This window comes from Thaumasiovibrio subtropicus (genome assembly GCF_019703835.1).
Taxonomy (GTDB): Bacteria; Pseudomonadota; Gammaproteobacteria; order Enterobacterales; family Vibrionaceae; genus Thaumasiovibrio; species Thaumasiovibrio subtropicus.
The window spans coordinates 1,338,484-1,362,186 of record NZ_AP023055.1; the positions used below are offsets into that span (position 1 = coordinate 1,338,484).

19 protein-coding genes are annotated in these 23,703 nt (G+C 46.2%); 8 read left to right on the forward strand and 11 right to left on the reverse strand.

Features of this window, described 5'->3' with window-relative positions; all coding sequences use genetic code 11:
* Position 1 precedes the first annotated feature (1 nt).
* Genes tssK through tagH form a run of 3 tightly spaced genes read right to left on the reverse strand, consistent with a single transcriptional unit; the run spans position 2 to position 3,379 of the window.
* A complete protein-coding gene (gene tssK / locus TSUB_RS22410; protein WP_087020903.1) occupies positions 2–1,327 on the reverse strand; it encodes a type VI secretion system baseplate subunit TssK in 1,326 nt (441 codons plus the stop codon).
* 24 nt (positions 1,328–1,351) lie between these two features.
* A complete protein-coding gene (tssJ, locus tag TSUB_RS22415) occupies positions 1,352–1,801 on the reverse strand; it encodes a type VI secretion system lipoprotein TssJ (protein WP_087020900.1) in 450 nt (149 codons plus the stop codon).
* 15 nt (positions 1,802–1,816) lie between these two features.
* Positions 1,817–3,379, reverse strand: a complete 1,563-nt coding sequence (gene tagH, locus TSUB_RS25135) for a type VI secretion system-associated FHA domain protein TagH (protein WP_087020897.1) — start codon at positions 3,377–3,379, stop codon at positions 1,817–1,819.
* Positions 3,380–3,642: 263 nt separating this feature from the next.
* On the opposite strand from tagH, the gene TSUB_RS22425 reads away from it, so the two are divergent.
* Complete coding sequence (locus tag TSUB_RS22425; RefSeq protein ID WP_087020895.1) at positions 3,643–5,682, forward strand: serine/threonine-protein kinase; 2,040 nt, start codon at positions 3,643–3,645, stop codon at positions 5,680–5,682.
* A gap of 539 nt (positions 5,683–6,221) precedes the next feature.
* Here TSUB_RS22425 and TSUB_RS22430 read toward each other — a convergent pair.
* The 5 genes from TSUB_RS22430 to TSUB_RS22450 all read right to left on the reverse strand — a co-directional run bounded on the left by TSUB_RS22430 (position 6,222) and on the right by TSUB_RS22450 (position 11,476).
* A complete protein-coding gene (locus TSUB_RS22430) occupies positions 6,222–7,610 on the reverse strand; it encodes an OmpA family protein (protein ID WP_202819753.1) in 1,389 nt (462 codons plus the stop codon).
* A 676-nt stretch (positions 7,611–8,286) separates the two neighbouring features.
* Positions 8,287–9,513, reverse strand: coding sequence for an organoarsenical effux MFS transporter ArsJ (arsJ, locus tag TSUB_RS22435; protein WP_087020892.1), 1,227 nt, complete (start codon positions 9,511–9,513; stop codon positions 8,287–8,289).
* Between the two features lie 75 nt (positions 9,514–9,588).
* A complete protein-coding gene (locus TSUB_RS22440) occupies positions 9,589–10,092 on the reverse strand; it encodes a phosphatase domain-containing protein (protein ID WP_087020888.1) in 504 nt (167 codons plus the stop codon).
* A 12-nt stretch (positions 10,093–10,104) separates the two neighbouring features.
* A complete protein-coding gene (locus TSUB_RS22445) occupies positions 10,105–11,103 on the reverse strand; it encodes an ArsJ-associated glyceraldehyde-3-phosphate dehydrogenase (RefSeq protein ID WP_087020885.1) in 999 nt (332 codons plus the stop codon).
* 31 nt (positions 11,104–11,134) lie between these two features.
* Positions 11,135–11,476, reverse strand: a complete 342-nt coding sequence (locus tag TSUB_RS22450; protein WP_087020882.1) for a metalloregulator ArsR/SmtB family transcription factor — start codon at positions 11,474–11,476, stop codon at positions 11,135–11,137.
* A gap of 342 nt (positions 11,477–11,818) precedes the next feature.
* Between TSUB_RS22450 and TSUB_RS22455 the strand changes: the two genes are divergently transcribed.
* From TSUB_RS22455 to TSUB_RS22485, 7 genes are read left to right on the forward strand one after another with little or no spacing between them, the layout of a single operon-like run.
* The gene (locus TSUB_RS22455) at positions 11,819–13,135 is read left to right on the forward strand and encodes an ABC transporter substrate-binding protein (protein WP_087023955.1); all 1,317 of its coding nucleotides are present in this window, start codon (positions 11,819–11,821) and stop codon (positions 13,133–13,135) included.
* A gap of 56 nt (positions 13,136–13,191) precedes the next feature.
* Entirely contained in the window at positions 13,192–14,052 is an 861-nt protein-coding gene (locus TSUB_RS22460; RefSeq protein ID WP_087023957.1) for a carbohydrate ABC transporter permease, read from the forward strand.
* Between the two features lie 9 nt (positions 14,053–14,061).
* A complete protein-coding gene (locus tag TSUB_RS22465) occupies positions 14,062–14,895 on the forward strand; it encodes a carbohydrate ABC transporter permease (RefSeq protein ID WP_087023959.1) in 834 nt (277 codons plus the stop codon).
* Positions 14,892–15,998 carry an ABC transporter ATP-binding protein gene (locus TSUB_RS22470; RefSeq protein WP_087023961.1) on the forward strand — a complete coding sequence of 369 codons (1,107 nt, stop codon included), beginning with the start codon at positions 14,892–14,894 and terminating at the stop codon, positions 15,996–15,998. The genes TSUB_RS22465 and TSUB_RS22470 overlap by 4 nt, the downstream gene beginning before the upstream one ends.
* Positions 15,991–17,391 (forward strand): mannitol dehydrogenase family protein, encoded by a 1,401-nt coding sequence (locus TSUB_RS22475; RefSeq protein ID WP_087023963.1) that lies wholly within the window; start codon positions 15,991–15,993, stop codon positions 17,389–17,391. Before TSUB_RS22470 ends, TSUB_RS22475 begins: the two co-directional genes overlap by 8 nt.
* On the forward strand, positions 17,388–18,197 hold the full coding sequence (locus TSUB_RS22480; RefSeq protein ID WP_087023967.1) for an L-iditol 2-dehydrogenase: 810 nt from the start codon (positions 17,388–17,390) through the stop codon (positions 18,195–18,197). The genes TSUB_RS22475 and TSUB_RS22480 overlap by 4 nt, the downstream gene beginning before the upstream one ends.
* A 3-nt stretch (positions 18,198–18,200) precedes the next feature.
* Complete coding sequence (locus TSUB_RS22485; RefSeq protein ID WP_087023969.1) at positions 18,201–19,067, forward strand: helix-turn-helix domain-containing protein; 867 nt, start codon at positions 18,201–18,203, stop codon at positions 19,065–19,067.
* A gap of 83 nt (positions 19,068–19,150) precedes the next feature.
* Here TSUB_RS22485 and TSUB_RS22490 read toward each other — a convergent pair whose 3' ends face one another.
* The 3 genes from TSUB_RS22490 to TSUB_RS22500 all read right to left on the reverse strand — a co-directional run bounded on the left by TSUB_RS22490 (position 19,151) and on the right by TSUB_RS22500 (position 23,455).
* Positions 19,151–20,311, reverse strand: a complete 1,161-nt coding sequence (locus tag TSUB_RS22490; RefSeq protein WP_087023971.1) for a hypothetical protein — start codon at positions 20,309–20,311, stop codon at positions 19,151–19,153.
* Positions 20,312–20,320: 9 nt separating this feature from the next.
* Positions 20,321–21,079 (reverse strand): outer membrane lipoprotein-sorting protein, encoded by a 759-nt coding sequence (locus tag TSUB_RS22495; RefSeq protein ID WP_246616528.1) that lies wholly within the window; start codon positions 21,077–21,079, stop codon positions 20,321–20,323.
* Between the two features lie 87 nt (positions 21,080–21,166).
* Positions 21,167–23,455 (reverse strand): efflux RND transporter permease subunit, encoded by a 2,289-nt coding sequence (locus tag TSUB_RS22500; protein WP_087023994.1) that lies wholly within the window; start codon positions 23,453–23,455, stop codon positions 21,167–21,169.
* Positions 23,456–23,703 lie beyond the last annotated feature (248 nt).

Consider the following 23,703-nt stretch of genomic DNA (forward strand, 5'->3'; position numbering starts at 1 on the left):
ATTACTGGTTGATCGACCAGAGTTCAATCTCTAGTGATGGATACTGACCAGATAAGTGAAGTGCGATACCCCCACTGGCACTGAGGCGTGACCAATAGTCGTTCGTTTTATCTAGTTCGAAATACTGGAAACCAGCGTGATATGGAATTTGGCGAGGCGCGACCGGTAAAGGTGACACTCCGATCCCTTGCAGCTGGTTATTAACCAGATCGCGTATATGTTCGACTGGACCAATCTTGATTTGCGCAGGTAATCGACGGCGGATCTCTTCCGTATCGATATCGGCTTTGACTGCCAATACGAACTGTCCAGAAGCCAACATTTTCTTATCGGCAATTGGCGATACCCGGATACCAAACTGGGTTTCTTCCATTGGTAGACGTGTTGCCGTTTGCTCAAGTACAACACTCAAGCAATGGTTGAGTACGTTAAAGGCGGCCGAGAACATTTGCGGCAGTTCCTGATGGTTGTAGGCAGGTAACTCCGGTGGACGTTTGTTTTTCGCCGTAAATGCGGAGAGCTCACCAATCAATCCATAAAACTGCACACAAAGGTCAAAAGGGTGGACTCCTTCAGACTGGGCCAATAGTTTTAAAGTCGACTCGTATCGATTGAGCACCTGAAGCATCATAAAATCTGCAGCGGACGTCGCGTTTCCTTTTCCTTGAGACATACGGCTCGCAATCGCATCTGCACGCAGTTGCAACATCGCAATGACATCCTTCAAGTACTTCGCTAATACCGGATTCCCTGACACGCTGATGCTTGGGGGAACAAACGTCGCATCAAGGACAATTTCACCTTCCCCTGTCACTGAGTTGACCCTTGCTACTGGAATGGAGTGAAAGCCCGAGACAGGTTCATTGGTCAGCTTTAATGAACAATTCAGTTTCGCGAGCTGCACAGTCTCTTCATCTTGACCGTCCGTCTCATCCACCAAGTTATGGTCGTGGAAACGATAACGCGTAATCGCATTCGATTCCTCATCCGCCACGTTAAGCTCACGCGTTTTATTGTGTGGGATAAGCAAGTAAACCAGCATCCCATTAATGCTTTTATCAACACTAATTGGCTGAGGGGCAAGATCGCGCTCTGGTATATTGATGATTGACCTATCTGGTAAAACCGCAACACATTCCGTGATTGCAAACTGACCAATTTTTAGCAGACTCGCATCTAACTCTAAGCTAGCCACACCCCACGAGTATTGACGTAGGTTTTCGTGCAGCAATGCGGACTCCCGCTTGATAAATCGCTCTTGTTGCTGAAAATGCTGCGGTCGAAGGAACATACCTTCGCTCCAAGCAACGCGATCGAACTCACTCATAACTCTTCCTTGTCTCGGCAATCACTACTGGGAAACCGAAATTCGTAGTTTCTCTAGATTGACGTTAAATGTGTTGTAGCCCGTTGGGTCAATCTCAATCACCTCGCGCCAGTGCGCATTGTCGATATCACGGTATGCCGCAACAATGCCAACATAGCGTGTTGATGCTTGCATACTCACTTCATAAGAAGCATCTGCACCGGGTGAAAACGAATACTCATCACGCATCACAAGGTCTCCACCTAGCGCTTTTTCTGGTGATTCATACAACGCAAAGAAGTCTTGATTATCAAAAACAGTCCTCGATGAAAGCTCATACACCTTCACAACGAGTGGAGATGCTCGACCATTCATGTCAGGGTTAATATCTTCACTCACTTTGAAATTCAATGTCGCGTATGCAGGCACGATATAGTTAAATGCACCACAGCCCTGAATAAACAACACGATTAACACAAACAACCTTTTCAGCATTTTCGTCCCCTTGGTTTATTGCTTTAGACTTTGCTCATAAGCTTTGACAAAGTCTTCTAAATAAAATGGTTTATTGGTAGAGGTCATTTCATTCTCTAACTCAAAATATCTCTTCTGATAAATTTCCCACTGTTTCGCTTTTATTCTTGACGGGTTCATTTTATTTAGAAGTCCTGACGCCTCCATTGGTGTGAGGGTATTATCAGGATGCAGAAGCTTCATCATTCCATGTACGGCCCCTTCAACACCATTCATCATGGCATTTTCATGTTTCTCGATATCATCAAATGCTTCAGAAATAGCGCGTTCAGGTGAAAGAAAACTCACCGATGCACGATTAAACAAGTTATGTATCGCATCTTCGAGATTAGCGGAGAACTTTAGTGGGTTGTTCTCTTGACGTTGAAACGCCGTATGGTTTAGCCGATTTGACTGCTTAAATGAAGCTCGATTATGCAGGGTATCCATTAAACCATTCATCAAGAGTTGCATGGAATGACCCACCGTGTACCACCATTGAGCTTGGTTTTCACTTGGTACCATCTCAGGATTAATTCCAAATCCTTGAAGAAATGCTGACAAAGCATGATCATCCATTGGAGCACTAGCCTGCGCCGGTACGGCTGTTGCTTGTGGGGTAAACTGCGGTTGCTCTACAGGTGCATAAGCAGGTGCGGCCTGCACGGGTTTCTGCGTTGCAGGTGCAGTGTAGGCTGGCTGTTCTACGACAGATGCTGGCTCCGGCTGGGCTTTTCTTCCTGGCGAAGGCATCGCGACCGCAGTTTCTGCCACCGAACTTTGCACACTCTCTTCCATCGCGAACGCATCTTTCTTTGCTGGCGCTGAGTTCACAGCTGGTTGAAAATCAACAGGCGTTTGCGATGGTGCTTCTACTGGCATGTGCGGAATCGATGCAGCAACTGGTTCATCGTTCACCATCGGCTGAGAGTTATTGTTGACAGCTGGCTGCTCGGTTGCAGTAGATCCAAAAATATCCCAGTCATCTGGAATTGCACTGAAATCTTCTTGCGTTTCAAAACTAAAATTGTCTTCGAGTTCGCCAATAAAATCACTCTTTGGCGGCTCAGATTGTGGCGCTGGTTTAGCTGGAGTTGGTGTACTATTTGAAACTGGTTGCGCTGGCGAAGGCGTCGGTATCGCTGGCTGTTGAGGTGTTGATTGCTCTACAGAAACAGGCGAAACCTCGGGGCTGGTTACTGTTGGTGTCGAAACCTGTTCAGTTTGAACTTGAAGACTAACTTCTATTTCATAATCACCAAATGTGATTAAATCACCATCAGAGAGTTTCTCTCTATTTTGTTTACCAATTGCAGCCACGTTTCGGTTTAAAAACACACCATTTGTCGAGCAATCTAATAAGTAAAACTGTCCGTTGTCGAATACGACTTGGCCATGCGTACCAGACACTACTCTGTCTGGATCCGGTAAAATCCAATCACAGCCACCTGCTCGTCCAAAAGAAATTGCCGATCCACCATCATTCGCATCAACACGCATTGTTGACTTTATTTCGGATGTAAATCGGTGATAACTCACGATCGATAAAGTTAATATCATAGTTTCCCCTGAAGGCAAGAATATAGATTTTTAGCTGCGCAAAATTAAATATGTGAGCCTACTATCTACAACCAAAAAAACTTATCAACGTGTCCCAACACCATCGTCTTTTATTCTTGAGCGCAAATCATGACTTCTATGTAAATATGAATGTTGTTAATTAACTATTTTGCAAGACATCTCGCGAAAAGCATCCCATTCAATTGTGACATTGCGCAGACTACACAAAGATGCGGCTGTTAATGCTTAAGGAGTAGCCAAACATGTCTGAAAATCCGACAACGCCGCCAAGCACAGATGATGACGGCGACAAAACACACATCGTTCATAGTAATGCCTCATCATCAAGCGCAACGAGCAGCGCGGATAGCGACGGCGAAAATCAGAAGTCTTCAGAAAGCCTGGTTGGTACCATCATCAAAGGCCGCTATCGGATTGAAAACCTGATTGGTCATGGTGGGATGTGCGATGTATATCGTGCGACGGACAGGTTACTTGAAAAGGCAGGGGTCGACTCCCCTTTCGTTGCCCTTAAAGTATTGCAACGCGAGTTTACTGATCAGCCCGAGACCATCAAACTTCTGTTTAGAGAAGCTCAAACAACACAAAAATTGAGTCATCACAATATTATTCGTATTTACGATTTTGGTATTGATAAACAGGTGTACTTCTTAGTTATGGAGTACCTTGATGGTGAAACACTCGAAGAGGTCATTCAACGTTCAAGACCCAATGGCTTGGCGTTTGATAGTGCGTATAAGATCTTGCGCCAGGTGTTAACTGCACTCGATTATGCCCATCAACAACATATCGTTCATGCCGATTTGAAGCCTGGAAACATCATGCTCAATCGGAATGGCGAGGTGAAAATCTTCGATTTTGGCGTATCAAAAGTCTTCAATAAAGACACCGATGAGTACGCGGTGCAAAATCCAAACGAAGAAGCAGGACTAAGCGGGTACACACCAAATTATGCCTCACTGAATCTACTTGAAGGCAACGAAGCGTGTGAAGCTGACGACATGTTTGCGTTTAGCTGTATTGCGTACGAATTACTCTCTAGCCGTCATCCGTTTGGCCGCAAGCCTTCCAACATTGCCAAGGCCGAGAACTATGGATTAGAAAAGCCCGCGAAGCTCGCTGGCAGTAAATGGCGTGTCGTTAAGCAAGGGCTATCGTTGGAGGATGAGGCCAAACCACTCAGTGCAGCAGAGACTATCGCCCAATTCGAGAAGAACCCGTGGCCTAAAATCACGGGGGTTGCTGCCGTGCTAGCGATCGCTGCCGGAATTGGATATGGCTATCACTTGGAGCAAATCAAATACCAAGCACTGGCCACCGAGCTGGCCCAAATGCAGTCTTTAGAAGATAGAGATCGAAATTGGGAGTCTCTTGCCCCAGAAGAAGTACTGACGCAGTACCAGAGCTTGCCTTCCAATAAATTGGTGCTCAGGGAAGGACTGTTGAGAAAGAACCAGACAGAGATTTTGGCTATCTTTGAAAAACGTGTCGACTCTATCTTGAACAACAGCCGAGAAAATCGTTTCCCAGATTACTATTCTGTGGAAGAAGTCATCAAAGAAGCCTTCTTAGTCTACCCTGATTCTCGGACCTTAGAAGCGCTCGCTCAAGACATTAACTCAAGTTGGCAGAGTACTGTTGATGTTTTAGCGCAAAGGATCAATGTGCATCTTGAGAAGAGCCGATACAATACGGAAAACGAAGAAGATAACATCTATGCCATTATCGATGACTTGAAGAAAGTAAGGCGAGACTATGAGTTCAAGCCTACTACACAAGCCACACAAGTCTTCGTTGAGAATTACAACAACGCGATTGAAGCCATGGATACACGTGCGTTGACCGATCTCATCGCTGCAGGGGATGTTTTCTTTGCGAAAGATGAGGATTTGAAAGAGCTCATTGCCTACGGGAATCGACTCAGTTCTTCGATTACAGAACTTAGCCAATACGAAAATGAGCTTGATAAAGGGAACCAAGCAACCTTCCCTTATGCCGCAGCCGAAATATTCTACGCTTCGACTTACAATGACTTAAATGAGTTGCTGAAAGAGAGTAAGAACGAACGTAGTATTGATGAACTCGTAACCAAAGTTGATGCCTTTGCCGAAATTGTACCTCAAGACTTCCAACCCTTAGTCGATCTGCGTATGAATGTCGCTGGTGAGTATCAGAAAATCGCTGATGCACTCATTGATGCTAGGAAAGACAGAGCAGCCAACAAGGTCATTCGAAAAGTGAATAACCAGTTAGCGCTTGCAAATCCTAACCGACGCAGCTAGAGATAGCTCGAGTCAAAGGAAAAAGGAAAGCGCCGCTATTAACTAGCGGCGCTTTCGCCTAGACCACTTAACGCTGTTTTTATTCTCAAGCCAAAAATCAAATTGCAGTCTTTGACTTTCTGATCACTTATTTGTGCTAAAAAGTACGTTGCCTTGAAAACTGGGTTCGAATGATGTGCCTGCGGATACGTTAGTCGCAAGTCAATCAGACATCTTCAATAATCGCTTAGATAGCCAGATAAACGATATGTCTATATTACCTAGCTTACCTGCCTGATACACGTCAACTTGTTACCACCTCGTTAACTAGATGTCATTAGTTAGATCGTAATCACAAATACAGCCTATAGCGCCGTGGACAACTGCCAATAAAGACTCCCTCCACACTCATTGATACATCAACTCAGACATATTTCCGGCGATCGTACCACTGAAGGCACCTGTATAACTTAATAGGCAACCAGTATCAGACACTCAAAATAATCAGCAATAAAAAAGGGAGCATTGCGATGCTCCCTTCTTCATATCAGCGATGTACCCTACTTAAGTTTGAGATCTAACTCAGTCATTAACTGCGCACTCTTACGGTTTCCTTGATAGAAAATTCCCGCAGATTTGGTCACTGAATCGCCATTGGTAGAGAAGATAACATCTGAACAAGTCATCAACGCATTACGCTGCTCAGGGTACATACGTAGTAATACCGCATTGTTCCCTTTATAGGTTTCAACATTCATGCTGTAGCTATAGTCAGCACCTTTCTTGCTACCATCATGGTTAACAAAGAATGAGAAGATAGGTTTAGAGCCAACTTCCAGTGTTGATTGCTTCACATCGACTGGACCAACGTTAACTGTCGTACTACCCGATTTGCCTTCCCATGTGGAGTTCACTAGGTTGCGCACACTCGCGATATCACTTGGCGATTTAACAACTTTTCCACCTAAGTAGGCTTTCAGTACTGATGGATAAACTGGCTCTACTTCTAGACAAGTTGCAACGATGTCCCCGTCTTGCTGTGAAAAGAGATTGAGACCATTGGTGCTGCGCGAGGCGAGAATCGCATCAAAATCAACCGTAGAACTCGCGGCAGGAATACCACCAAGTGCTAAACGACCATCTGCTGGCTTGTTACGCGGCACCTTAGGACGCTCAGCAATTGGTGCCATGTTTAAGACATTTTCAATACGCTGCTTCTTCGCCGCAGAGATACGTGCAACGCTTGCTTCAGGGGTGCTGTTTTTGTCTTCAAACACATCAAGCAACTCAAAACGACGGTTTGCCGCTCGGCCGATATCAGTGCTGTTATTGGCAATCGGCTGTGACTCCCCTACACCTTCATAGTAGAGACGTGACTTATCAAAGCCCAACTTAACAAGTTCATCCGCAATAAACCTCGCACGACGCTCTGAAAGCGATTGGTTGTACTGAGCGGCACCTTGACTGTCTGTATGACCAACAACATAGATGCTCGAGCCTGCATCCAGTGTCGCAATATAACCTTTCAGGAAGGTACGTAAGTTTGCTAACTGCTTGGCGTCTTTGATCTCACTATCACCAGAACCAAACATCGGTGTTTGGGCAATCAATGAAACTTGTGAAGCCAATACATCACGATCGGCATTACGGCTAAATACGGCACCGCTTCTATCTTCCGAAACGCGCTCAAAACGCGCTTGGTATTGAGACAACTTAGCAAGGTCCGCAATTTGCTTTTCACGGTGATCAAGATAAAAACCAGCGCCACACAATTGAAGGACGTTCTTTGCTTCCTTCGCCATTGCGTTCGCATCAGCGGTATCGAATACTTCTACTTTACAGATATCGACAATCTGATTGTCCGTAGAAGAACACCCTGCGACACCTAAAATACTTAAAATCGCCAAAGATAGGGGTAATCTGCGACTTACTTGTTTTGCCGTTTTCACTGGATTGGTCTCTCCATAGTTTCTGGTTTTATCCTAACAATTAAGAAAGTCACAACAGTCATCACCACCGACTATCGGCGGGTTTGCCACTGCTGCGGGATACCCGATATGAGATTGCACTCAACGTTCACACAGCCAGTAAATGACTCGTTTCGTTAGTGCGAATGAAGAAAATACCTAAAAGTGTGACTCTCTTCCGCTATGGAATCATGATGGAGAAAGATCCTAACTGAAAAATTCCCAACCAAGACCACATATTCGTCCGGGTGTATATCGGACGTTTTTATCCGCCATGTGAAGTAGAGTCAACAGAAGTACCGATTTCTTCCAGCGCATATTTGCTTTTTTTGCATCATGATGTAAACGTTACATGATTCTCGGGAGACGGCACAACCTATGACAGATTTGTGACTTTCGGTACAGTTCTCGGTGAAATAATTCTTAGGCATTACACATCCGCGTTATATATTTCCGGTCAATTTCTTGTTCTCATTACAAAATAACGATGAGAAATCGACTTCATACCCTTTACTCAAAGGCACAACATTCAAAGAAAACGTAGGATGGCGCGGATGCGATGCATAAAAGACGAGATGTGTACAATCTGAAGCTACCCGCATTAAAAAAGGCATGCTGTCAGCATGCCTTTAGACACTATAGCCACGCCACCTTAAGATTAGCTTTCGTTCACGACCGCGCGATTTGCAGCGGGAAGGCGACAAGAAACCAGAGAGGCGAGCAACAAGAAAGCCGCTGAAACCCATAGACAAGCCGACAAACCATACAGCTGGAAAACCCAGCCAGATAATATAGTGCCAATCAACCGTCCCATCGCGTTGGCCATATAGTAAAAGCCCACATCCATAGAGACGCCATCCCCTTTAGCAAAACTGACAATCAAATAAGAATGCAGTGAGGAGTTAATCGCAAAGATGGCGCCGAATAACATCAAACCAATAACGATCACCGCTTGCGGTTGCCATTCGATATGCACACAGTAAGCGATGACAGCAGTAATCCCCGTAAGCAGTATCGCCCAACGAAAAGCAGCCATACTGTCTGGCACTTTACCATCCGCTTTTCCTGTTATGCGTGGTGCAATGCCTTGCACTAAGCCATAAGCAACCACCCACAACGCCAGAAAGCCACCAACTAAGGAGTGATCCCAGCCAAACACTGTACCAAGGTATATCGGCAAAGCGACGACAAACCACACATCACGCGCGCCAAACAAGAACATACGCGCCAATGAAAGAACGTTGATTCGTTCAGATTTTGAAAATATCTGACTGAATTTGGGCTTGCTCTTCGCCTTACCCATACCACTGTCTAGCCACACTAAACTGCAAACCAATACAACTGCCAGTACGCTCGCCATCGCGATAACAGCACCTTGAAAGCCAATAAGCGTTAAAAGAAGACCGCCTACAAAGAAACCGAGTCCTTTCAACGCATTTTTGGAACCAGTTAAAATGGCCACCCACTTGTACAGTGCCCCCTGCTGCTCATCCGGCACTAAGGTCTTGATGGCACTTTTTGCGCTCATCTTATTGAGGTCTTTGGCTATACCTGACAAAGCTTGTGCTGCCATCACCCAAGGGATCGTCAACCAGACATTGGGAACCGCCAACATCATCAAGGCGATAATCTGCATAAGCAGGCCAATATTCATGGTCCGATTTAAGCCAAGTCGCGCACCCAGCCAACCACCAACAAGGTTAGTTACCACACCAAAAAACTCATAGAAGAGGAACAATGAGGCGATGGCTAGCGTACCGTAACCCAAGTCATGGAAATAGAGCACGACAAGCATACGCAGCGCCCCATCCGTTATCGTAAAGTTCCAGTAGTTGAAGGTCACCAACATGTATTGGCGAACACTTTTACTCAGAGATGACAACATAAAGGTGTCCTTAACGCGTTCAACACACTGCCCATGCTTATCTAGACGCGACAAGCAAGGCAGTATTAGAAGTGACTATTTATATTGCTCAGCAACTTGATCGATGTATGCAATCTGAACAGGCTTGGTAAAAGCACCTGGGCGAAGCGCCTGTACTTTGGATTTTATTGTGCTGATATCCCAACCGAGATCGAGCAACAGATGCGCTGCGAGCAAACCAGTGCGGCCCGAGCCCCCCATACAGTGCATCGCAATTTTTTCGCCCGCTAGAACACGATCTCTCAGCGAAGTCGCTTGTTGCTTCCATTGTTCGGCGAACGCGGCGTCTGGCGCTTGATCATCTTCAATAGGCAAATGTACCCAATTCATCGCTGCGGTTTGCACTTCCGCAGGCAATGCAGCGACGCCAGCTTTGTCCATCTCTTCATTATTGAGAGCGGTAACAACGGTTGTTACACCAGCTCGCTTTAGTTGCTCTACAGAAGCAACCAATGATTCACCTTTTGTACCCGGGCATGGCGTTAAAATAAGTGCCGCACCTTCATTTGAAATTGGGAGTTCCCAAACTGGATGAGTCATGTCTTCTACTCCTTATTGGCCAACGTAACGGACTAGCTCTGCCGTGCGAGTGGCATACCCCATTTCATTGTCATACCACGCATAGATCTTCACCATGCGAGAGCCAACCACCATGGTCGATAGCGCATCGACAATCGTCGAACGTTGATCACCTTTGTAGTCAATCGATACCAGCGGGCGAGCTTCAAAGCCAAGAATCCCCTTCAGTTCACCTTCAGAGGCTTCTTGCAGCATGGCATTCACTTCTTCAGCCGTGGTGTCGCGCTTCACGTCAAAGATAATGTCGGTCAGAGACGCATTGGCGAGTGGTACACGCACAGCATGGCCGTTAATCTTGCCCTCAAGCTCAGGGAAAATTTCCACAATCGCTTTAGCAGATCCCGTGGTTGTCGGAATCAAGCTCATACCACAAGCGCGTGCGCGACGGAGATCTTTGTGTGGCGCATCCAAAATCGTTTGGGTATTAGTGAGGTCATGGATAGTGGTGAATGAAGATTGCTCAATGCCCAGCTTCTCATGAATCACCTTCACCACTGGCGCAATACAGTTAGTCGTACAAGACGCTGCCGTCACGATACGATGTACTTCAGGATCATAGATATCATGGTTAACACCATAAACGATGTTGGCCACGCCTTCTTCTTTGACGGGCGCAGAAACAACCACACGTTTAACACCTTGCGCCAGATATTTGTTCAGAAATTCGCCTTTACGATGCACACCCGTCGCTTCAATGACAATGTCACAGCCTGACCAATCTACCGCATCAATGTCGCGCTCTTGTGTTGTTAAAACACGTTTACCATCAATCACCATCACGTTATCTTCAGCCGTGACGCCATGGTGCCAGCGGCCTTGCACGGAATCAAACTCTAGCAGGTGTGCCAGTGTTGCGGTATCACCAGCAACATCATTGATTTGTACAAACTCAAACTCTGGCCAATCAAAAGAGGCGCGCAATGCCAAGCGACCGATGCGACCAAATCCGTTAATACCTACTTTAATTGTCATAACGATATTCCTGTATTAAATAAAGAATCAATCAGCAAACCGAGCTGTCTTCGCTCTGCTGAGATAGAAAGTTGTCGTTGTCTTGCTGATATTGAGATAGCAAGCAGTTTGATTCACCGAGACCATCAATAATTTTACGTGCCCATCCGGGTAAGTTTGGTGACAGACTGTAGTAAACCCATTGGCCTTGACGCTCATCAATTAACACATCAGATTGACGCAGCTGAGCAAGGTGGCGGGAGATTTTTGGCTGTGATTCATCAAGAGCAGTCATTATATCGCATACACAACTTCGCTCATGACGAGCTATCAAGAGTAAACATCGCACTCGAGTTTCGTCAGAAAGCATTTTAAAAAAGCGATGAGGTAGCATAATATTTTTTCTCAACACATTCACATATCCATATATGCTACAGAAAAAATACATATGTAAATACGTATATTCAAATTTATCATGAAGATTTTATGACAAACTATCCGCACCTCGCCATCGACCATTTCGGCCTTCCCAACCCAATAGATACAGTTGCATAAACAAGCGCACACCTAAAATTTTCTCCGTCCGTCACCCACAATGACAAAAAAAGTCAAAATCACTTCATGAAAGTACTATTTTTCACACCAAAGTTTACTTTTTGACCTTTTTTGCACTTCAATTGTTATCAAAGTGTAAACGAGTACATTGCACTGACTAACAACAATGAGGAACGCAAACATGCCATTCATTCGGACATTCATCGCCGCCAGCGTTATCTGTAGCGGCACCCTATCGCTTAGTGCCTTCGCTGCGACAGAGCTGACGATTGCCACGGTCAACAATGGCCATATGATAGAAATGCAAAAGCTTAGCAAGGAGTTTGAAAAACAAAACCCTGATATCACTCTCAATTGGGTCACCTTAGAGGAAGGTGTATTACGCCAACGTGTCACTACCGACATTGCGACTAAAGGCGGTCAGTTTGATGTCATGACAATTGGCATGTATGAAGCCCCAATTTGGGGAAGTAAAGGTTGGCTAAACGAAATCAAGACCGACGCTGCCTATGATGCTAACGACATACTGCCTGCCATTCGAGCGGGTTTATCTGTTGATGACAAACTGTTTGCTGTGCCGTTTTATGGTGAAAGCTCGATGGTGATGTACCGTAAAGATCTGGTTTCAGATGCAGGTATGACCCTGCCAGACCGCGCGTCTTGGGGGCACATTCGTGATGTTGCTGCAGCCATTCATGACCCAGACAACGGCGTGTATGGTATTTGCTTACGAGGCAAACCCGGCTGGGGAGATAACATGGCCTTCCTGACAACCATGGCCAACTCGTTCGGTGCACAGTGGTTCGATAGTGAATGGAAACCCCAACTGACCTCACCAGAATGGCAACATGCCGTCAGTTTCTATGTCGATTTGCTCACCCAGTATGGCCCTCCGGGTTCAAGCTCCAATAGCTTCAACGAGATACTCGCTCTGTTTAATGAAGGAAAGTGTGGCATGTGGATAGACGCAACCATTGCTGCTTCTTTCATTACCGATCCAAAGCAAAGCAAGGTAGCGGATAAAGTCGCTTTTGCCCAAGCGCCTATTGCCGTTACTGACCGTGGCTCGAACTGGCTATGGGCTTGGGCTCTTGCCGTTCCTTCTGCAACAAAAAATGCTGAGGCGGCAGAAAAATTCGTGAAATGGGCAACATCTAAAGACTACATCCAACTTGTCGCCAAACATAATGGATGGGCAAATGTTCCAACTGGCACACGCCAATCAACCTATGCCTCTGACGAGTTTAAAGCCGCTGCGGTATTTGCAGAGGCCGAACTCGCCGCGATCGAATCTGCCGACCCCAATAACAGTACACTGAACCCGACACCTTATGTTGGCGTTCAGTTTGCGGCTATTCCTGAATTTCAGGCAATTGGTGTTGTTGCAGGGCAACAAGTGTCCTCTGCGCTTGCAGGAAAAACCAGCGTAGAGAAGGCGTTAGAAAATGCCAACAAGTCTGCGGATCGCGAAATGCGTAAATCTGGCTATTACAAATAGCCTACTCTAGCCGGGCAATCAACGCCCGGCCATTCGCACTTCTTAGGTTACAGACTATGCAAAAATGGTTACCTCGGCTGCTTGTCATGCCATCATTTATCAGCCTGTTATTGTGGATGATTGTCCCACTCTCGATGACAATCTATTTTTCAACCATCCGCTATAACTTGCTATACCCAGGCGAAAACAATTTCGTTGGTGGAATGAACTTTGAGTTTTTCTACACTGACGACGCATTTTGGCCAGCACTCTTTAATACCCTGACGTTGGTTGGTTTGGTGTTACTACTGACTGTTGTCAGTGCTATTTTCATTGCAGTTGCGCTCGACAAGCCCTTTCGTGGTCGTAGTATTGCGAGAGTCCTTTTAATTTCACCCTTTTTCATTATGCCGACAGTCAATGCGCTCATCTGGAAGAATATGATGATGCACCCAGTTTATGGGGTGCTCGCTGCGATATGGACCGGCTTTGGGCTAGAGCCCGTTGATTGGCTAGCCCAATACCCACTTGGTTCGATCATCATAATGTTGAGCTGGCAATGGATGCCCTTTGCTCTGCTCATTTTTATCACTTCTCTACAATCCATGGATCACGAGCAAAAAGAGGCTGCTTTACTCGATGGCGCCTCTGGCTGGCAAGTTTTTCGGTATCTCACCTTACCCCACCTCGCTCGCCCAATTGCGGTGGTGATGATGATAGAAACCATATTTATGCTCTCGGTATTCGCAGAGATCTTTGTCACAACGGGTGGTGGCCCCGGTTACGAATCTACTAACCTCGCGTTTCTCATTTTTGCCCAAGCGCTCATGCAGTTTGACGTTGGCGTTGCATCTGCGGGTGGTTTAATCGCCGTCATACTCGCCAATATCGTCGCTTTCTTTTTAATTCGCGCGATTGGCAAAAACTTAGTCGCCTAGGGAGGAGTTATGTCAAAAGATGTTTCCTTGATTGATCAAACGGGTTGGCTGAGACCGTTATTGTGTTGGTTTGTCGCGTTGTTGGTGTTCTTCCCAATTCTCATGATCATCATTACCGCGTTTAAAACTGAACAACAAGCGATTGAAGTGCCCCCTAGTTTATTGTTTACGCCAACCACAGAAAACTTCGGCATTGTCCAAGAGCGCAGTGATTACCTAAAGTTTGCGATTAATTCGGTCATCACCGCATTTGGCTCTACCCTGTTAGCCTTACTGATCGCTATTCCTGGCGCTTACTCCATGGCTTTTTACCCACGTAAGAGTACCAAAAACTTGTTACTGTGGATGTTATCTACCAAGATGTTGCCTGCGGTCGGTGTACTCGTGCCCATCTACATACTGTGCCAACGCACAGGACTCCTAGATACAACCTTTGCGCTGACCATTATCTACACCCTGATTAACTTGCCTATCGTGGTGTGGATGCTTTTCTCTTATTTCAAGGATATCCCCAAAGAGATACTTGAAGCGGTCAGATTAGATGGCGCAGACACATTAGGTGAAATACGCCATGTATTACTACCACTATCACTCGGCGGTATTGCCTCCACCGCACTGCTATCCATCGTACTGAGCTGGAATGAAGCCTTTTGGGCGATCAACCTCACATCGGCAGATGCGGGCACGCTTGCAACCATGATCTCGACCTATTCCAGCCCTGAAGGACTTTTCTGGGCGAAACTATCCGCCGCATCGACCATGGCCTGTGCGCCTATCGTCGTATTGGGCTGGTTTTGTCAAAAGCAATTGGTACAAGGACTGACCTTTGGAGCAGTGAAATGAGTTATCTACAAGTGCAAAACCTTTTCAAGAAGTACGGCGAAACTTTAGCCTTGAAGAACATCGATTTTAGTATCGAACGCGGTGAGTTCGTGGTCTTTGTCGGCCCATCCGGTTGCGGCAAATCAACCCTATTGCGGACCATTGCTGGGTTGGAGTCGGCATCCGATGGTGAAATCCGTCTGGATGGCAACGCAATCACCCAGATTCATCCTTCCAAGCGGGATGTCGCCATGGTCTTCCAAAGCTATGCGCTCTATCCCCATATGTCTGTCAAAGACAATATGTCTTTCGCGCTTAAACTCGCAAAGCGACCTGAAAAAGAGATCACCGATAAGGTCGCGAGCGTGGCGAAGGCCCTTAAACTAGACATGCTACTCGAACGAAAGCCCAAAGCCCTTTCTGGCGGACAAAGGCAACGTGTCGCTATCGGGCGCGCTATTGTACGCAATCCAAAAGTGTTTCTGTTTGACGAACCGCTCTCAAACCTCGATGCGGCACTACGCGTAGAAATGCGCATTGAACTCTCCCGCCTTCATCAAGAGCTGGGCAGCACCATGGTCTATGTGACCCACGATCAAGTTGAAGCCATGACCCTCGCAGATAAAGTCGTCATCATGAATCAAGGCGAGGTTGCGCAAATTGGCGCACCACTCACGCTATATCATCAACCCGCGAATCTGTTTGTAGCCTCGTTTATCGGCACCCCAAAGATGAACCTATTACCCATCGATGACCTTACAGACGTTGGCCAAGAGTATCACGTAACTTATGGTCATCACGCTGTCACTAAACTCGCCAAAATGCAGTTTAATGATCAAATTAGTCGTGCGAAAACGATCGGTTTTCGCCCAGAGGCACTCTCTTTCTGCTCGCCAGACGCAGGGCTTTTAACCGGTGATGTGGAAGTCATTGAACAGTTGGGTTCCGAAGCTTTAGTTTACATTCGTACACTCTCAGGCGCGTCCATTGTTGTTCGCGCAGCCCCAGATCAAGTACCTACAATCCGAACAACAGTCGGGGTTAATCTGCCTTCTCAACACGTCTATCTCTTTGATGAAGCGGGAAATACCGTAAACAATTACGCCGAGGTGAGTTATGAGTAGCAACAACCGCCTGTTGCACCTCGGTATTGGCGCATTTCATCGTGGTCATCAAGCGTACTATCTGCACCTACTGAATCAGCAGTTGCCCGAGTCTGAACGCTGGTTTTACACCAGCATCAACTTAAGAAAAGAGACTCAAGCGATGCCAGCACAGCTTAAACAGCAGTCAGGCCAGTATCACTTGAAGCGAATCGCGCCAAATGGCGACACAACATACCTGAAAATTGAAGCGATTGATCGTATTGAAGATGCATCAGAAAGACCGGCTGTCATTGCCCAGTTGTTTGCTGAACGGCAAACGAAAGCAGCCACCATTACAGTGACAGAAGGGGGCTACTATCTCACAGAAGATGACAATCTAAATCTTGACCACGCGGAAATTAAACATGATTTGGCCGCGACAAAAAACGCCGCCAATGCCCCTCTCACCCTCTATGGCTTCCTCGCGGCTGGCTTGCTGGCCCGGTATCATGCCAACGCGGGTCCTATAACGGTTTTAAGTTGTGATAACTTGCGCGATAACGGGCAAAAACTGAAGCGTGCTTTTGAACAGTTTTTAATTCATGCCAATCTCGATTCACTCAAGCAGTGGACAAGTGAAAATGTCCGTTTCCCATGCTCCATGGTCGATCGAATAACCCCTATTCCGCCAGACTCTCTCATTGAAGAAATCCAAACACAACTGAAAGAAACAGACTATTGCCCCGTACTTGGTGAGGATTTTCAACAATGGGTGATTGAAAACAATCTGACACATCCATTTCCCCCGCTTGAAAAAGTAGGCGTAATCATTACTGATGATGTTTATATCTACGAAGAAGCAAAAATACGCGTGTTGAACGGAGGGCATTTTCTGCTCTGTTATGTGGCAGCGCTGCGAGGCTATGAATATTTTCACCAAGCAATCCAAGATGCAGAGTTACAACAATGGCTTAAGCAATATCATTGCGACGAAGTGTTCCCAACACTGCCAAACACCCCTTTTGATATAGAAGCATACCGTCAAACCATCGTCTCGCGATTCAGTAACCCCCATATCGCTGATTCGGTTGCCCGAATAACCGCGGACAGCATCAGCAAGTTTCCACAATTTATTTTACCTACCCTTGCGCGCAGTTTAGCGATGGGGCACATGCCAACAGCCGCTATAAGACTACTCGCTCACTGGTACTGCTTCCTGGTTTTAGTGGCATCCGGACGCCTCCAATTTAACTATCAAGACGCCTATTTTCCTCTTGTTAAGCAGTGGCTTGATCAACCCGATCCCGCTATCGCTTTTCTCGATGAAAAAGCCATCTGGTCAGAGACCACAACGCAATATCCCGAATTTCGTGAACGCCTTTATACTGCGCTCGTTTCAACATTCAACAGCTATGGGGAGCAATACCCATGAGCCACACTCTCCATCTCAATGACCAGCCCCTATTACAGAATCGGGTCGCTTTGCTAAGCGGTGCGAATGGTGGGATCGGTTTAAGCGTCGCAGCGACTTATCTAGCGAGCGGAGCACAATGTGTGATCGCGGATATTGCGCCACAACCTTCAGAACCATTGCAACATTTACTCGAAGAATATAAAGGGAAAGCCATCTACTGTAACTGTGATGTCACATCAGCAACTCAGCGACAAGGGCTCTTAGCGAAAACAGTTTCGCATTTTGGTCAACTCGATATTCTCTTCAACAACGCAGCGATATTTAACATGGGGCCAATATTAACCAGTACGGAAGAAGAGTTTCGTCAATTGTTTAACGTGAACGTTGAAGGGATGTTCTTTCTCATGCAAGGCGCAGCACAAATCATGGTAGATGCAGGACGAGGGGGCAAGATCATCAATATTGCCTCTCAGGCGGGTCGTCGCGGCGAAGCATTGGTTGCCCACTACTGTGCGACGAAAGCGACGGCCATCAGCTATACCCAATCAACAGCGCTTGCTCTCGCCAAACATGGTATCAACGTGAACAGCATTGCTCCCGGCGTCATTGATACACCAATGTGGGATCAGGTTGATGCTCTATTTGCCCACTACGAAAACCTTCCGCCAGGCGAGAAGAAGCGGCAAGTTGGTCAGGATGTCCCGTTAGGACGAATGGGCACACCTGAAGATATTACTGGTGCAGCGCTCTTTCTGGCGTCCTCTTTATCTGATTACATCACCGCCCAGACCCTCAATGTCGATGGCGGTAACGTCATGAGTTAGTGTATGTCCGTAGCCAAAGATCCCGTTTGGGAATTCAGCCAACTTGATGAATCTGTTCTCTATCTCGAGCACGGAGTCCCCCATCAACGTATTCACTGGCATGTACACGAACAATATGAACTGCACCTGATCACAAAAACCAGTGGCAAAGTGATGATCGGCAACCATCTGGGCCCCTTTTCTCCAGGCCATCTCACATTAGTCGGCCCTTGGCTTCCTCATAACTGGGAAAGCCAGTTGCAGCCCGATGAACACTATCCACTGCGTGATATGGTGATCCAGTTTATGCCGGACCTTTTTAATGCCGCTTCGAGAACCTTTCCTGAACTACAAAAGTTCATTCCCCTCATAGAACAAGCCAAAATGGGCGTTGAATTTCTCGATGTACCGCTAGAGGTAGCGGAGCAAGGTTTTAGGCAAGTCAAAGAATCGTCCGGTGTCACACGGATTATTCACTTTCTCTCTTTGATGGAGTACCTCCATCAACACAATACGCGCATCTTATCGAATATGCCCGCATCTGAAATGAAAGATGCTAGTACAACACAACATCGGATTAGTGAAGTCATTAACTATGTCATGGAGCATTATCAAGCCCCGATTAAACTCAAAACGATTGCCGATCAACTCGGCATGACAGAGTCTTACTTTTCTCGCTTTTTTCATCAGTCGTCAGGGCACCGATTTACTGATTTCGTCAACCGTGTTCGCGTTCAGCGCGCCTGTGTTTTACTCACGGAAAGTGATACAACCATCGCAGAAATAAGCCTCAAAGTCGGGTTTCAAAACCTAACCAACTTTAGTCGCCACTTTCGCCGAATCAAAGGCATCAGTCCGCTGGCTTATCGGAAAAAACACGAAACAAAATAAAAAGGCCTCTACCGAAGTAGAGGCAAAGTTCACCACAAATCATCACACAAAACGATTCCTGACATGAATCGCTAAACGCTCTACTAGAAATAGTAATCCAACGCTAGTTCAACAAAGTCTTCATCCCGGAACCCATAAAGTGAATCCGCAGCATCATCACTCTCAAACAGCCATGCATTCACACGCCATTTCCAATTGTTAGATAGGCGACTCGTCGCCTCTAATCGCGCACTTCTAGATCTACTAAAATCGAGGTCTTGACTGATTCCAAACAAAATTTCAGAGCTGTCAGCATCATTTAATGCTAACCGCCAGCCGGCAAAAATATCATTCTGCCCGCTCACTGGCGCCTCTTCATCACGGCTATCATAGAGGTACTCTGCCAACCAACCGAGATCATACTGAGAGTCAAAGATACCGACTTGTGTGTACTCGAAGCCCGCAGTCATGGCACGAAACGTCTCATCATTACTGTCTCGATGTATCGCTTCCAATTTATAGATCCAATCCCCATAAATACCTTGAAGATCGGCGCCAATTTGCGTCATTTGAGCGTAATAAGGCACTAGCTCACTATTTTCAATCTGCAGGTAAGGGTCGCGGTTGGTACCATGAAAGATGGATAGACCAATATCCCAATCGCCGAGCATCTGTGTGTAGCGAAATGCAACGTCGACATGCTGATCTTCGTTTGAGGCTTCATACTTCGCGTTATCGGTGTTGATTCCATACGGCCCTAAACGGCCATCCCGGCCAGCAAATGTACGCTCTCTAAACCCCGGCAACACGTAGGCTTGAAAATTACCGCAATCAGTAAACCAATTAAGATTTATCATCGGCTGACCCAGTTTTTGCTCTCCGTCCACCGATTCCACCCAGTCTGTTTGGTTAATCACATCAACGAGATGTTGAGACTCAGTGACCCCCCAAAAGACTTTTCCGATCCCGATATTCAACTCAACATCATTGGCGTAGTACTGCACCATCAGCTCTCTGACATCCCAGTGTGAGCGCTCGCTATCAAGGCTATCAAGACGTGCAAATAGCTCAAACGTCACACTATAATCATCCCACGCGTGATAAATTTCCGGCATCAATACGACGCTACTTTGGGCTTTATCCTGCCCTTGCTGACCTTCAGAAAAAAACTGCCTATGTTCAAAGTTAACCTGCCCCTGAAAATCAGCTGCGTTCACGGCGAATACAGCTGCCAGGGAGCAGGCGACAAGTGTCAACCTGCTCATTGTTTCTCCTTAACGAATACGCTTTAAGTTATCTTTGCGGAAGTCTCGATCTTCTAGCCCAGTTTGGAACTGCATCTCATGGGTCGTAAGTGTGGTCATCTTGCCTGTTTGATGATTTGTCATCACCATTTCATGGGCGCGCCAGAACTGCCCGAGATATTGTTGATACGCATTAAAATCAAGCGTTTTCAGCAGTTGGTCTTTGCGATCATAAAACTCCACTTTTAGCGGGCGATAATGTGCCTGATCCAACCAAACTTTCTGACGGGTATAGCCTGAAAACTCATCTGTCGGGACTTGTTCCAAAACATACGTCGCTTCACCTTCGAATGTCTCGTCGCCAAGGTAGGTAAACTCATATTTCTCCAGCTCGAATGAACTCAAATCTTCATAGGCGAACTCACTGCCCATAAAAGGGCCACTTTTATTGCGAGAAGCGATACGCTTAACGCGTTTAAGTGCTGGCAAATATAACCATTGGTCATCTGCATCCGTGATGTGCGAGTGATTTAAGAAAGCACTCCCTTTCACATCTCTTGGCTCATCAAATACCGTCAGGCCTTTATCGCCGTCATCTTCTACTTCAAGGCTACTAATACGCAGCTTACGCACACTGCTTTCACCTTGTGCATTTTGTAGCAACATAGTTAGCGTTGATTGAGAGTCACCCCAACCTGTATCTCTCGCCTTACGCTCTTGTGCAATCTCCAAACCGCGTGCTGCGGCATCTTGCGCGTAACTTATCGAACTTGCAGTCACTAATGGCATAGCAATCAAAGCTAGGGTTGCCCACTTTTTGATGTCAAATCGTGCTTTCATTGGGTATTTCCTTATCGTTTTACTCATTGAGTGAAATTAGTTTTGAGGATTAAGCGCGAGTGCTTTCTCTTTTGGCTGTTTCGCATCGGCGAGCTCCGTCATTTCGCGACGATCAAACTTCAACAACGCCGCAGGTAACAACAAGAAGTCAATCACGAGCGCTAAGAAGATAACCAGCGCGCTCAACTGCCCCATGTCACCATTCAATCGGAAGTTAGAGCTTGCTAATACCAGGAAGCCAGCGACCAACACCACGGTCGTTATCCATAGTGCGCGGCCAACGGTGTTAAATGCATAGTGGATAGCCTGTTCGGTTGTCATACCTCGTACACGGGCATGTTGGTATTTGCTTAAGAAATGCACTGAATCATCAACAACAATACCCAAAGTTAAAGACACCACGACCGACAGTCCGAGATTGATTTCGCCTGAAATCAGCGCCCACAGACCAAAACCAAAAATGGCAGGGATCATGTTCGGAATAAGACTGATCAAACCTAAACGCCATGAACGAAGCGCGAAAATCAATAATGCAGAGATCATCAGCAACGCAATTGGCAATGAAGTCAGCATACTCTTCATGTTGGTTTCGCCAATGTGAGCAAACATTAACGTCGGACTAGATGCCTGAATGTCATAAGTCGGCGCATTCGCTGCAAACCATGCATAGATTCGCTCTTCCAGCGCAACCATCTCTTTACTGCCCAAGTTAGCGACTGTAATTTGTAGTTTCAGCGATGACTTATCGATGTTGACTTCGTTGTTTAAATCTAAGCCATATGGCAATGACATCTCATAGAGCAACAAGTACTGTGATGCCAATTCACGATCTGTGGGTAAAACAAAGTATGCTTCGTTGTCGGCGTGCATGTTTTTGTTAAGGCGTCGATAGGTATCAGACAGCGCAGAGACATGGTCTACATCCGGTTGATCACGCAACCAATCGGTCAGCTCTCCAATCGTGGCGATGAAACTTGGCTCGCTAATACCTTGCGATTCATTCGTTTTAATCATCAAGCTGATAGAAGAGTTACCGCTTATCTTTTCTTCCATAAAGTCAACGGCTTGACGGAATTCACTGCTGGTATCAAAGTACTTATTTGACTCATCATTGACTCGGTTTTGTGTTACTAAAAAGCCTGCCACGATAGTCAGAGCAAACATGCTGACAAAGATCTGTGTGTGATACTTAATCACAGTATCAGCTAGCTGACTGAGGAAGGTCCCTTGCTCTGATGCTGGTTTTTCTTTCACTCGCACCGGCAGAACACGAACGAGTGCTGGTAGCAAAGTCAAAGACAAGACACACGCAACCATCACACCAACAGCAGAAACATTACCCATGTCTCGGAGCACCGGTGAATCAGAGGCGTTCATCATAAAGAAGCCAATAGCTGTAGTTACCGATGTAATAATCACTGGACGCGTATTGAGCTTCAGACTTTGTAAGATCGCAGATTGCTTGTCTTTACCTAACTGCATTTGCTGTTTAATGGTGGCAAACACATGGACACAATCGGCAACAGCGAGTGTCATTACCAAGGTAGGTACATTCACCGTACCAATACTCAAGAACATGCCGTTCCAACCTGCTAAGCCCAGTGTCGCCCCAATAGTGCCAATGATGACAATCAGTGTGGTTACTACAGCAACGACGGAACGAAGCATAACAGCAAGAAAGATGAGAATGACGAGAAACATAGTCGGTACTAACGTACTAGCATCCTGCTGGGCGGCATCGTTGAAGGCACCATTTAACGCAACAATACCTGTCTGATGGAAATCGACATCGGTGTAATCTGCCGCGAATTTATCAACCAATGCATCGCTGAATGCCTTAATTTCGAGCTCAGCGGCAGTTTTATCAAGCTCTTGAATTTGCACCGTGATATTCACAACAGCAACATCGCCGTTTTCGGAAACAGACGCGTTCACAAGTCGTGGCTCGTTAAGTGCAACACGCTTTATGTCACTGATATCACTTGCTGATAGCGCATTGTAGCGGCCAATTAAATCTTCAACTAAGAGGTCATCTTCAACGGCTTCGGTGTGCTGATAATTGGCTATCGAGTCGACGCGGCTCGAATAAGGTGTCTGCCAAGCCTCTTCGGTAATTTGGCGAATTAAATCCAAGTAACGCGCTTCAAAGATATCGCCATTTTTAGGCGCAACAATAATGGATAGGTTGTCTGTTTTGTTAAATGTCGCTTCAATTTCATCGAATGCCGCGAGCATCTTGTTCTCTTCATTAAAAAAGATTTTGTAATCACCACGGTAGTAAAGATTCTGTGTACCCGCGATAGCCGCAACGAGTAACAAAATCATGCCTACGATGACCAGATAGGGGCGATTAACGGTTAACGCCTGCCAAGATCTATTCACCTTACTCTCCTTAGTTGACGATTCGTCATTTGTGTTTATTAAAAAACCCCATCTGGGGTCTATTTCTCTCACCGATTTGCAGAAACCCTTTACAAACTAGGGTAATAACTGTGTCAATCTCGTTGATCAGACATCTCAACCGTTTCATGACGATTCGTCATTTTTGACACTTCGTCATAATAGTTCAATTC